Genomic DNA, 13,798 nt, shown 5'->3' with positions numbered 1-13,798 from the left:
CGATGAACCTTCCATGCGCCCGGATCCCGCGCCTGACCGGCATCGCGTCGCTCGCCGCCGCCTGCCTGGTCGCCGCCTGCGGTGGCGACACCCCGCCGCACGACACCGCAGCCGAGGACGCGCCGGCGGCCGGCTCGATCCCGGTCTCCGCACCGGTCACCGAACCCGGCTCGGCACTCACGCCAGCACTTGCGCCAGCCCTCACCCCGGCCCAGCCGCTGCCGGCCGGTCCGGCTCGCCTGCTGGCGACCTACCGGGCGCGCCTGGCCGACCTGCACGAACGCATCGACCTGGCGCTGCGCCAGCTCTACCTGGACGGCACCGGCCAGCCGCTCGACGCCACGCTGACCTTCCCGAACGCCAGCATCTCGTTCGACGCGTTCCCGATCCTGTCGGACCGCGTGAAGATCCCGCTGGCGCGGGGCCGCGGCGGCCGGGTGATGGCCTACGCCTACGAATACCCGGACGGCCAACGCGGCCGGGGTCTGGTCTACGGCGCCGACGTGCTGAGCTGGATGAGCCTGGGCAGCCAGCAGATCCAGCATCGGCCGATGTTCCGGCAGGCCTGGCGCTGGGCCCTGACGCCCGGCGCCGGCCCGCTGAACTACGTCAACCACGGCCACGATGCCGGGACGATCGAGAAGTTCATCACCGGCCAGCTCGACCGCGCGGCGGTGCCGGTCGCCTGTGACCTCACCGCAGCGGCGCTCGCCGCCAGCTGCCAGGGCGCCAGCGTCTTCGTGATCGGCGGCGCGATCACCGAGGACGTCGCCGTCCGCCAGCGCCTGATCGCCAACCTCCGGTCCCTGCTGGCGCTCGGCAAGACGGTCATGTACTTCGCGCCGACCGCCTGGGACAACACGCGCGCCGGCACCAACGCCCTGATCGACGGGCTGACCGACGCCGGCCCGGTCCGCGGTCCCGGCAACTACTTCGCCTGCCCGGACGCCTGCGTGGCGGTCCCGCCGGGCAACTTCGCGCAGCTGCACGAGGCCTACAACTGGACCGACGACTGGCTGGCGCTGACCGACATGCTGGCCGGCACGGCCGCCGTGCCGGACGTCACGGCCAACCCGAAGGCGATCCAGCTGATCGAGTGGTCGCACCAGGCGCTGGGCAAGGTGCGCGACCCCATCGGCAGCGTCACCGAGCCGCAAGGCCGCGAGCAGATGCTCGAACCGCTGGCGGACTGGGCCGACGCCTGGCGTCCGCAGATCGTCTACGGCGCCACGATCGACCAGTCGGTCGACCGGCTCGCCTTCCTGCGGGCCTACGCCTCGGACTCCTGGATCAACCACAACCGGGCCGGCACGACGGTGCCGCCCCAGGGTGCCGGCAGCTACACGCCGGCGACGGCGTCGACCGGGCTGAAGCCGTCCGCCGAGTTCGAGGAGATCGCCGTGACGATCCCCCAGGCCGTCGGCATCACGCTGATCGGCCGCGCGGCCGTGCCCGGCAAGCGCGTCGAGATCGAGGTGGTCGATCCGGCCCACAGCAGCGCGCTGTCGATCCAGACCAGCTACCTGCGCAGCTGGGACCAGCCCCTGGCGCGCGACGCCGCCAACCCGGCGCGGGTCCGCTACAACAGCCCGCGCCGCCCGGGTTCCTGGCCGGTGGCGCTGAAGCCGGGCCTGGCACGCCATTTCGTGACCCCGTTCGGCGGACCGCTGATGCTCATCCATGCCGGCGCGCAGCCGGGCGATGTCGTCCGCCTGCGCATCCGCGGTGCCGCGCCCTACGCGCACCTCGACTTCACCCAGCCGAGCCCGGTCACGGACGCGCAGATCGACGAGATGACGGCGCGGGTCGGCCAGGACGCGCTGGGCTGGATGACCTTCAAGTTCGTCGGTGGCGAGGTGCAGCAGAAGGTCGAGCTGTCGCGCTGGCTGTGGGCCACGCGCGGCATGGCGGACTACCTGCGCCACGCGCTGCCGGACGACCTCTTCCAGGTCAACCACCGGTCCAACGGCTACAACAACGTCGCCCGATCGGCCACGGTGACGGCGCTGTGCAACGCGTTCCAGTGGGACTGCACGTCGAACCTGCACAAGGCCCCCGGCGTGCAGCATTTCGTCGGCTGGATCGCCAGCTGCGGCTCGATGTGCTCGGGCCAGCCGGTCGACGCCTTCGGCGGCTTCGGTGCGGGCTGGGGCACTGCCCACGAGCTGGGCCACAACACGGTCCAGCGGGTCCACACGATGTCGTTCACGGAACCCGACTTCGACACCGGCGCGGTGGTGACCAAGGGCTGCTTCGTCGAGTGCAACAACAACATCCTGTCGGTCGTGACCGGCCTGGCCGCCTGGGCCCGTGACGGCACCAACATCGGCACCGGCCGGGTCGGCACGCGCATCCTCTACAACGACGTCCTGGTGCCGGCACAGGCCGAGGCCGCGCGGCTCGGGCTGAGTGCCGACAAGGCGCGCCAGCTGACCGGCACGCGGCTGTGGACCCAGGGCGTCGACCGGGCGCGCTGGGGCCTGCACTTCCAGCTCGGGGCGCTCTACGCCAAGTACCGGCATCCCGACAGCCCGAAGGTCGAGCGCGAGATGCTGTTCGACTTCCTGGCCCTGCTGACGATGGGCGACCGGCTGGTGAAGTCCGACTGGAGCCCCGACAAGGCCGGCCGCTACGCGATGGGCCGCTACGCCAGCAACACGATCGGCAACCAGGACCTGATCTACGCGCTGAGCTCGAAGGTCATCGGCCGCGACCTGCGCCGCATCTTCGCGCTCTACGGCGTGCCGCTCAGCGTGGCCGCGCTGGACTCGGTGGCCGACCTGGCCCTGCCCGTCGCACCGCTGTCCTTCTACGCCTTCCCCGACTACGCGCCGGCCCAGGGTGTCTGGCTCGACCTCGAGACGACCCCTTGGCCGGCCTACCCGTTCGCGTCCTGAACCCCCCTCCACACGAGCACCATGAATCCTGATCCGCAGCACCGAACGACACGGCCGATCCGGCTGGCCCGCAGCCTGCTGCCCATCTTGCTGGCCGGGTTGACCGCCTGCGGCGGCAAACCGTCCGACCCACACTCGGCAGGCGGTGGACCCGTCGGCGCGCCCGGCAGCAATTCCGTGGGCGGACCCGTCAGCGACTTCGTCGGCGCGATCGCCAACAGCCCGATGGTCGACGTCGGCACGCCGATGGCCATGCCCGCAGCCGCCCGCGACGCGCTGGACCAGCTGCGCCGCCCGCTGGCGGACATGGGCACGCGGATCGACCTGGCCCTGCGCCAGATCTACCTCGACAGCGCCGGCCATCCGCTGGACACGTCGCTGACCTACACCAACGGCAGCATCTCCTTCCCGGCCTTCCCGCGTGGATCGGACCGGCTGCTGATCCCGCTGGCCCAGGGCCGCGGCGGTGCCGTGATGGCCTATGCGTTCGAGCACCCGACCGGCCAGCATGGCCGCGGCCTGGTCTATGGCGTCGACATGCTGAGCTGGATGGTCAGCGGCAGCGACCAGGTGCAGCACCGGCCGCTGTTCAAGCAGGCCTGGCTGTGGGCCCTGCACTCGAACACCGAGCAGAACGACGGGCTGCGCTTCGTGAGCCAAGGCCACGACGCCGCGGTGGTGAGCCAGTACCTCATCGGCCAGCTCGGCCGACCGGCACGGGTCGTCAGCTGCGACCTGGCCGCCGTCAAGCTGGCCAGCGCCTGCAGCACCGCCGACGTGTTCGTGGTGGGCAACGCCATCTCCGACGAGGTGGCCATCCGCGAGCGCATCGCCGCCAACGTCACGACCCTGCTCGAGGCCGGCAAGACGGTCATGTACTTCGCGCCCTCGACCTGGAACAACTCGTCGCCCGGCACCAACGCGTTGCTGATGTCACTGGGCGAGATCGGCCCGGTCGAATACCCGGGCAACTTCTTCGCCTGCCCGGACTCCTGCGAGGCGGTCACCTCCGGCTCGATCGCCGAACTGAACGAACGGTTCAACTGGGCCGTCAACTGGCAGACGCTGGTGGACATGCTGGCGGGCAAGACGCAGGTCCCCGAGATCGCCCAGCTCACGACTTCGCTCCAGCTGATCGACTGGGCCCACGAGGCGATCCGGCGCATGCAGGACCCGGGCGGCGCAACCAGCGGCGCGCCCCCGGCGCGGTCCTGGGAGACCCTGCTGTCGCGGCTGGCCGACTGGGGCGATGCCTGGCGACCGCAGGTCCTCTACGGTCCGACCATCGACAAGACCGTCGACCGCACCGCCTTCCTGCGCGCCTACACCTCGGATTCGTGGGTCATCAACAGCCGTTCCGCCACCACCGTGCCGCGTGATGGCGCGGGCATCTACATCGGCGCGAAGGCGCGCACCGCGCTGAAGCCGATCGAGGCCTTCGAGACCCTCGACGTCACCATCGCGCAGGAAAACGGCATCACGCTGATCGGGCGCGCCGCCGTGCCGGGCAAGCTCGTCGAGATCGAGATCGCGGACCCGGCCCACGCGAGCAGCCTGTCGGTCCAGTCCAGCTACATGCGCACCTGGGCCCGGCCGCTGGCCATCAACAGCGACGACCCGAAAGGCTTCCGCTACCACAGCCCGCGCCGGCCGGGTTCATGGCCCGTGCGGCTCCAGCCGGGCGTGCGCAACACCTTCATCACCCCGTTCGGCGGCCCGCTGATGCTGAGCTACGGCGGTGCCAAGGTCGGCGACGTCGTCAAGCTGCGCGTGCGCGGCGCCGCGGCCTATGCCCACATCGACTTCACCCAGCCCAGCCCCGTCACCGAGGCGCAGATCGCGGAGATGGCGGCGCGGATCAAGGAGGACGCGATGGACTGGATGACGTTCAAGTTCGTCGGCGGCGAGGTGCAGCAGAAGATCACGATGGCCGGCGAGGCCATGTCCGATCGCAGCCTGTCGGACTACCTGCGCCACTCGATCGCCACCGACGTCGTGCGCGCCAACCACTGGGCCAACGGTTACAACGAGATCCCGCGTTCGGCCACCGTCAGCTCGCTGTGCAGCACCTTCCAGTGGGACTGCAGCTCCAGCCTCCACTCGGGGCCGGGCGTGCAGCATTTCGTCGCCTGGATCCCCGCCTGCGGCGACCTGTGCTCGGGTGAGCCGATCGACGCCGACACCGGCTTCAACGCCGGCTGGGGCACCGCCCACGAGCTGGGCCACAACACGGTCCAGCGGGTCCATGCGGTGTCCTTCATCGAACCCGACTTCGACACCGGGAAGGTGTCCAACCCCGGCTGCTTCACCGAGTGCGACAACAACATCCTGTCGGTCGTGACCGGCCTGGCGGCCTGGGCCCGCGACCGCACCAACATCGGCACCGGCCGGGTCGGCACGCGCGAGTTCTACGTCGACACGTTGCTGCCGGTGCGGGCCGAGGCCGCACGGCTCAGGCTGAGTCCCGAGAAGGCCCGCCAGCTGATGGGCACGCGCCTGTGGGCGACGGGTTCGGACCGGGCCCGCTGGGGCCTGCATTTCCAGCTCGGCGCGCTCTACGCCAAGTACCGGCATCCCGACAGCCCGAAGGTCGGCCACGACATGATGTTCGACTTCCTGGCGATGCTGACGATGGGCGACCGGCTGGTCAGCAACGACTGGAGCCCGGCCAAGGCCAGCCGCTACGGCATGGGCCGCTACAGCACCAACAACATCGGCAGCCACGAGGTGGTCTACGTGCTGAGCTCGAAGATCATCGGCCGCGACCTGCGCCGCCTCTTCACGCTCTACGGCATCCCGCTGAGCGCCACGGCGCTCGATTCGGTCGCCGACCTGGGCCTGCCGGTGGCGCCGCTGACCTTCTTCGCCTTCCCGGACTACGCGCCGACCGAAGGCGTCTGGCTGGATCTGGAAGGCAACAAGCTTCCGACGTATCCGTTCGATTCATGACCAGTTCGGGCCAAAAGAACTACAAGTCTAGGTAGCCGAAATCGGCAGAAGCAGATATCGAAGGGGTGTGCCGACCGGCAGGTCGTCGGAAGACTGCGAAGTCCCGACAACCACTGGAACCGGTCACCCCACCGGTCTGCCTCGACATGAACCGAGATACCCGACACCCGCTTCAGGCGACCCCTCCGCCGAGGCCATCGAGCCGCATCCTGCCCCACGGCCTCACGCTGATGGCGATGGCCACCACCCTGCTGCTCGGCGGCTGCGGCGGCGGCTACGAGATCAAGTACGGCGACAAGACCGCCACGATCACGCCGATCGCCCAGCCGGTCACCGGATCTGGCACCGGCACCGGACCGACCGGCGACGCCGGACAGCCCGTCACGACCGAGCCCGGCAAGAGCCCTGCAACCTTGATGGGGCCCGAACCGGCGCCGGCGCCGGTCACCGGCCCGGCACCCGTCACCGGTCCGGCCCCGGCCCCGGTCACGGTCCCTGCCCCGGTCACCACACCGGCGCCGAAAACGGCCTCCTCGGAAGAAGCCGTCAAGTACCTGCTGCCCTTGCGCCGGCAGATGATGATCACGAGCAGCAAGTTCGATCAGGCCCTGCGCCAGATCTTCCTGGACAGCGCGGGCAAGCCGCTGGACACCGCGCTGACCTTCCCGGGCGCCAGCATCTCGTTCCCACAACTGCCCAGAATTTCGGATTGGCTGGTGATCCCGCTGGCCCAGAACAAGAGCGGCAAGGTGATGGCCTATGCGTTCGAGTTCCCGGACTTCGCGCACGGTCGCGGCGTGGTCTACGGCGCCGACATGCTCGACGCGATGGGCAGCGGCAGCGACCAGCGCCAGCACCGGCCGCTGTTCAACCAGGCCTGGCAGTGGGCCCTGCGAGCCACGCCGGGCACCACGACGCCCTTGCGCGTCGTCCACTACGGCATCAAGGCCGCCCCCCTTTCCGCCTACGTCACCGGCCAGCTCGGCCGCCCGTTCAAGTCGGTCGGCTGCGACCTGACCGCGCCGATGCTGGCCGCTTCCTGCCTCGCCTCCGACATGCTCGTGCTGAGCGGCAAGATCCCGGACGATCCGGACGCCCACGAGAAGATCGTCCTGGCCGCCCGGGTGTTCCTGGAGATGGGCAGGCCGGTCGTCTACTTCGCGCCGCCGGTCCTCGACAAGCGCAACGACGGCACCAACGCGCTGCTGGCGGCACTCGGCGAGATCGATCCGGTCAACCCCGGCAGCCATCAGAACGCCTGCCCGGAAGACTGTGTCTCGGTCACCCCGGGCACCTATGCGCAGCTGCGCGAGTCGAGCAACTGGACGCTGGGCTGGATGGAGCTGCTCGACATGCTGATCGGCGAGGCGCCTGTTCCCGACGTCACCACCGGCCCGCGACCGATGCAGCTGATCGACTGGGTCCACGCTGAACTGCGCCGCCAGCAGGACCCCAGCGGCGAGGCCGGACCGCAGTCCTGGCGCGCCATGCTGACGCCGCTGCTGAACTGGGCCGATGGCTGGCGCACCCAGCTCGTCTATGGCGCCGCGATCGACAAGACCGTCGACCGCACCGCGTTCCTGCGCGCCTATGCGTCGGACTCCTGGATCCTGAACACCCGCGACAGCACCGGCGTGCCACCCAAGGGCGCCGGCACGTACAGCCCCGCGAACGCGCGGACCGACCTGAAGCCGAGCACCGCGTTCGAGACCCTCGACGTCACGATCGCCCAGGCCGGCGGCATCACGCTGATCGGCCGCGCCGCCGTGCCCGGCACGCGCATCGAGATCGAGATCGCCAACGCGGCGCACGCCAGCGCGCTGACGATCCAGACCAGCCTGCTGCGCACCTGGGAGCAACCGCTGGCGGTCGACGCGAACGACCCGAAGGCGATCCGCTACAACGGCCCGCGCCATCCCGGATCCTGGCCGGTGGCCCTGAAGACCGGCGTGCGCAGCACCTTCATCACGCCGTTCGGCGGACCGCTGATGCTGGGCTATGACGGTGCCACGCCGGGCGACGTCGTCCGGCTGCGCATCCGCGGCGCGGCACCCTACGCGCACCTGGACTTCACGCAGCCGAAGGCGGTCAGCGACACGCAGATCAACGAGATGTCGGAGCGGATGCGCAAGGACGCGCTCGGCTGGATGACCCTCAAGTTCGCCGGCGGCGAGGTGCAGCAGAAGGTCGCGCTGGCCGAGTCGAGCCGGGGCCGTCGCAGCATCGCGGACGACCTGCGGTTCTCCATCGCCGAAGACGTGATGCGGGTCAACCACGGCGCCAACGGCTACCTGGACGTGCCCCTCTCGCCGTCCGTCACGGCGCTGTGCAGCACCTTCCAGTGGGACTGCAGCTCCAACCTGCACAACCCGCCAGGGGTGCAGCATTTCGTCGGCTGGAAGGCGCTGTGCAGCCCCATGTGCTCGGGCAACCCGATCGACGCCGACAGCGGCTTCGGCGCCGACTGGGGCACCGCCCGCGTGCTGGCGCTCAACACGGTCCAGCGGATCCATTCGGTGGCCTTCACCGAGGCCGACTTCGACACCGGTGCGCCGGTCACGAAGGGCTGCCTGTCCGGCTGCAGCGCCAACGTGCTGACGGTCGCCAGCGGCCTGGCCGCCTGGTCCCGTGACGGCACCAGCATCGGCGCCGGCCGGGCCGGGACACGCGCGCTCTATCAGGACGTCCTGCAAGCCGCCCGGAGCGAGGCGACGCGCCTGAAGCTGAACCCCGAGCGCACCCGCCAGCTGGTGGGCACGCGCCTGTGGACCCAGGGGCCGGCAGCGGCTCGCGCGAACCTGCATGTCCAGCTCGGTGCGCTCTACGCGAAGTACCGCAGCGCGGGCACCGCGAAGGTCCCGCGCGAGTCGATGAACGACTTCCTGACCCTGCTCGCGATGGGCGACCGCCTCGTCAGCGCCGACTGGAGCACCGCCAACGCCAGCCGCTACGCGATGGGCCGCTACGCCAGCAACGCGATCGGCAACCAGGACCTGGTCTACGTGCTCAGCTCGAAGATCATCGGCCGCGACCTGCGCCGCATCTTCGCGCTGTACGGCGTCCCGCTGAGCAGCACCGCGATGGACTCGGTCGCCGACCTCGGCCTGCCGGTCGCCCCGCTGGCCTTCTACGCCTTCCCGGACTACGCGCCGGCCGACGGCGTCTGGCTGGACCTGGAGGCCGCCAGCTGGCCGGTCTATCCGTTCGGGTCCTGATCGATCAGGCATCCCGCACGGATCGCCCGTGACATCGGAGCCCGCTGGCACCGGACAGGTCACTTGAGGCCAGGGAATGATTGGCTGAAACAGGTTATTCCGACGGCAGAGGTACTCAGAAGAATCGGCCATGACTTGACCAGCGGGGCCCGACAGGCCCGTGAACTTGACATGAGACCGCCTCTTCTGAACCAGCCTGCCAGGCATACGGACCGACGTCATTCCCATCCGCCGGACGATCCGCTCGCGGACCTGCCCAGCTTCGACCCGGACCCGCTGCACGGCACCGCATTCGACCTTTCGGCGGCTGCCGCACACATCGGTCAGCCAGCCTGGTGGAGCCTCGCGGCTGGTGCCTTGCAGGACCGCCGGAGTCCGCTGGTGCCGGCGCCCGCCATCTTCCCGTCAGCATCTGCCGCCGGCATCGTGACGCTGCCGCTCATCACCAACAGCGCACCGCGTGGCAGCGTCAACGTTTCCGGCAAGGCCCTTCAGGGCCAGACGCTCAAGGCATCCCACACGCTGACAGACGCCGATGGCCTCGGCGTCATCGGCTACCAATGGCTAGCCGACGGTGTCGTGATCGGCGGCGCGACGGGTTCGTCGCTCGTGCTCGCACAAGCCCAGGTCAACCACAAGATCAGCGTGCGCGCCAGCTACCGCGATGGCCGCGGGACCCACGAGGCGGTGACCTCGGTGCAGACCGCACCGGTGGTCAACATCAACGACCAGCCCACCGGCCCGGTCACCGTCTTTGGCCCCCCCCTGCAGGGCCAGACGCTCCAGGCTTCCCACAAGCTGGCAGATGCCGACGGCCTCGGCTTCATCAGCTACCAATGGCTTGCCGACGGCGTCGCCATCAGCGGCGCGACGGGCTCCACGCTCGTGCTTGCACAAGCCCAGGTCGACCACAAGATCAGCGTGCGCGCCAGCTACCGCGATGGCGGTGGGACGCTCGAATCGGTCACATCGATACGCACACCATCGGTCATCAACGTCAATGACGCACCGCAGGCGCGCCTGGTTCAACAGACGCTCGACGAGGACGGCAAGCTCGCGTTCAACGCCACGTCGTTCGGCTTCGTCGATGCGCCAGGAGAAAACGGGACTCTGGCTGCGGTCGTGATCAGGGTCCTGCCATCGAGCGGCCGGCTGACGCTGAACGGGCTCGCGGTGTCGTCCGGACAGGTGGTCCCGGCCGCCGCACTGGAGCAACTCGTCTATCGGCCCGCAGACAACCTGAACGGCTACGCAGTCGACCGGTGGTCGTTCCGGCTGCGCGACGACGGAGGGACTGCGCTGGGCGGCGTCGACACCTCGACGGCGGATTCGTTGATGTCGCTCACGCTGCGGCCGGTCAACGACGCCCCGACCAGCGCTGACGGATCGCGCTGGACCATCCCGAACGCCCCCCTGCGCTTCGCGCGCGAGGACTTCGCCTTCACCGACCCCACTGATCGCCCCTCGAATGCGCTGCTGGCGGTGCGGATCGTCACGCTGCCCACCCATGGCAGCCTGCACGTGGACGGAGTCGCCTTGACCGCCGGTCAGTCGATCGCGGCGGACAAACTGGAGCGTCTGACCTACACGGCTGCAGCGGGACAGTTCGGCAAGGCCTTGGACCGCTACACCTTCGCCGTGCAGGACGACGGTGGCACCGAGCGCATGGGCGTCGACATCAGCCGGGCGTACACGATGACGCTCGACGTCCTGGCGCCGATGGCACCGACCGTGACGCTCGATCCGATCGCCGGCGATGGTGTCCTCGATCGCATCGAGAGCGGTCGTGCCCTGCTGCTGACCGGCCGACTGGCGGGCATGACCCAGGTGCTGGAGGGCCATGTGGCCGCCTCGATCGCCTTGTCGATCGTGGACCTCGATGCCCCGGGTCAGCCAGCGATCGAACTTCGGGCCAGCGACTACGCCAGCGCCTCCGGACTCTGGCAGGCCAGCCTGGATCCCGCGCGCCTGACCGATGGGCATCGCCACCAGATCACGGTCACGACCACCGGCTCTGGCGGCGCAGCGGGGCTCACCGCCACCACCCGGGCCGACGTTCGGGTGGACCGCACCGCGCCAACCGCCACGGTCACCGACGATGTCTCGGGCTCGATCGTCACGACGAGCGTCGGCTACACGATCACCTTCAGCGAACCGGTCACCGGCTTCGACGCGGCAGACATCTCCTCGCCGAACGGCAAGGTCGGCTCGCTGGCCTGGATCGACGCCCGGCAGGCCCGGTTCACGTTCACGCCCACCGATCTGACGCAGGGCGACAACCTCGACGTTCGCATCGGCACCGGCTGGCTGGACGCCGCGAGCAATGCACCCACCGCCGCGCCTGCCATGCGCACGCTGGCCTGGGACCGCCTGCAGCCCAAGCCGCCCGGGCTCGCGCTGGCCGACGATACGGGGGCCTCGAACACGGACGGCATCACACGGCTGGGCACGGTCAAGGTCTCGGGTCTCGAAGCGGGTGCCACGTGGCGGTACACGCTGGACGGCTCGACCTGGCAGGACGGCGTCGGGTCATCGTTCATCCTGCCTGCGGGCACCCATGCCGCCGCCCGGGTACAGGCGCAGCAGACCGACGCGACCGGCCATGTCAGCGCCAGCGGCACGAACGCGCAGGCCTGGATCGTCGACACGACGGTTGCCCGTCCGAGTCTGCAGGTACGACAGGACACGGGCCGATACGGCGACGACCGGATCACGCGGGATGCGAGGATCAACGCGATCGGACTGGAAGCAGAAAGTCGTCGCGAGATCTCGGTCGACGCGGGCAAGACATGGACCACCCTGTCGGGCGGCGCATTCGATCTGCCCGATGGCACCTATGCGGACGGTGCCTTGCTGATCAGGCAGGTCGACGTGGCCGGCAATATCAGCGCGTCATCCGCGCCACTGCAGGCCTTCACCATCGACACGGCCGCGCCAGCGCCCACGTGGGCCCTGGTCGCCGACACCGGAGTCGCGGCAGACGACGACATCACGCGGCTCGGGACCCTGCGACTGGGCATCGAGGTCGGCAGCAGCTGGGCCGCCAGCATCGACGCCGGCGTCACCTGGCTCAACGGCAGCGGCGTGAACTGGACACTCCCGGAAGGCAGCTACGCCGCTGGCATGGTCCGCATGAAGCAGACCGATCTGGCAGGCAACGTCAGTGCCGTGGGCATCAGCACAAGAGCCATCCGCGTTGACCGAAGCATCACCGCGCCCACCTTGAGCCTGAAGGCCGACACGGGGTCCAGTGCGTCCGACTTCAATACCCGCGACGGTCGGCTGTCGGTGCAAGGTCTGGATGCCGGTGACCGATGGTCCTGGAGTCTCGACGGGGTGACGTGGACGAACGGGGTCGGACAGTCGCTGGACCTGCCCGCAGGCCAGCACAACGTGCGGGTGCGCGCCGAGGACGAAGCAGGCAACCAGGCCGAAGCCACGCCGATGGCCATCTGCGTCGACACCTCCCGTCCGGACATGCCCCACCTCGTGCTGGCAGAAGACAGTGGCACACCCGGTGACGGTCGAAGCCGGAACGGCCTGATCCAGGTGACCGACCTGGATCCGCTCGGCCAGTGGGAATACACGCGCAATGCAGGCGTCGACTGGCTGACCGGCTCAGGCACGACCTTTCTGCTGGACGTCGGCACCTACCGCGCGGCAGCCGTGCAGGTCCGGCAATTCGATCGCGCCGGCAATGGATCGGTGACGGGTCAACTGGCGGCGGACCTGGTCATCGAGACCGCGTCAGGCCCGCAGAAGCCCCGGCTGCAATCCAGCTGGCTGGACAACGCCACAGGCGTCGACGTGACCAGCTCGATCGTGCTGGACTTCGGCACCGCCGACTTGCGAGCGGTTGCCGGCCTGAAGATCAGGCTGGTCGACGATGGCGGCAACGCCAGCGACGGTCAGGCCTACGGGCTCGAAGCCACCACGCACACGCAGGTCTTCGATGTGGCGGGCAGCAACGTCAGCCTGTCAGGCGGCCGCGTCACCGTGACGCCGACGAAACATCTGGATCTGGCTTCGCGCTATCACATCGAACTCGACGACGGCGCCTTCGTCGACCGCAGCAGCGGGCTTGCCTCGACCGGCTGGAGCGATGCGTCGGTGCTGAACTTCGAGACCGTGAGGCCAGCCGCCACGGCCAGCGCCGCGGCATCCTGGCGCATGGGCGACGACGGAACGCGACACGCATCGCACGCCTGGATCGACCTGTCCGGCCAAGGCGACAGCTGGAGCAACCGGGTGGTGACGATCCAGGCCGACGGCGGCGCGCGTGCCTACGTGTGCGCCGATCAGGCTCGCGAACCGGCCTGGTCGGCCCTCGGCTTCGACGGCATCGGAACCGGGAACTTCAACGTCCGGATCAGCCAGTTCGGCGCCGATGACCTGCTCTACATCGACGACCAGGGTCACGGCGAAGACTTCAACAACCCGGATCTGACCCTGATGGTGGCGGGTACCACCGGCACCACCCTTTACTACGGTCCCGGCAACAACGAGACCGACGGGCTGGGGGGGCAGATCGAGATCGGACTGGCCGGCGGCCTGGCCGCCTTCGCAACCCGCGCCGCCTGGCAGTCCAGCCTGGGCCTGAGCACCTCGCCCTACGTCATCGGCTGACAGGCATGAGACCCGCTCGAAACCATCCCCTTCGGACAGCAGACCTTCCGGATACCCACGCCATGATCCAACCCTCACATCTGCCGAGCCGGCCGCCTGTCCAGGCATGGC

General features: G+C 69.5%; 4 protein-coding genes. All 4 read left to right on the top strand.

Features of this window, described 5'->3' with window-relative positions; genetic code table 11:
* The first annotated feature begins 2 nt into the window (after positions 1-2).
* The 4 genes from ACWA7K_RS21365 to ACWA7K_RS21350 all read left to right on the top strand — a co-directional run bounded on the left by ACWA7K_RS21365 (position 3) and on the right by ACWA7K_RS21350 (position 13,687).
* A complete protein-coding gene (locus ACWA7K_RS21365; RefSeq protein WP_456210257.1) occupies positions 3-2,897 on the top strand; it encodes an ImpA family metalloprotease in 2,895 nt (964 codons plus the stop codon).
* 177 nt (positions 2,898-3,074) lie between these two features.
* On the top strand, positions 3,075-5,846 hold the full coding sequence (locus ACWA7K_RS21360) for an ImpA family metalloprotease (RefSeq protein ID WP_456210255.1): 2,772 nt from the start codon (positions 3,075-3,077) through the stop codon (positions 5,844-5,846).
* Positions 5,847-6,082: 236 nt separating this feature from the next.
* A complete protein-coding gene (locus ACWA7K_RS21355) occupies positions 6,083-9,061 on the top strand; it encodes an ImpA family metalloprotease (RefSeq protein ID WP_456164094.1) in 2,979 nt (992 codons plus the stop codon).
* 171 nt (positions 9,062-9,232) lie between these two features.
* Positions 9,233-13,687, top strand: a complete 4,455-nt coding sequence (locus ACWA7K_RS21350; protein WP_456164092.1) for an Ig-like domain-containing protein — start codon at positions 9,233-9,235, stop codon at positions 13,685-13,687.
* Positions 13,688-13,798: the final 111 nt, after the last annotated feature.

The sequence above is a fragment of the Leptothrix mechoopdaensis (SeqCode) genome, assembly GCF_053893855.1.
This window is presented reverse-complemented; position numbering and strand designations above follow the sequence as displayed.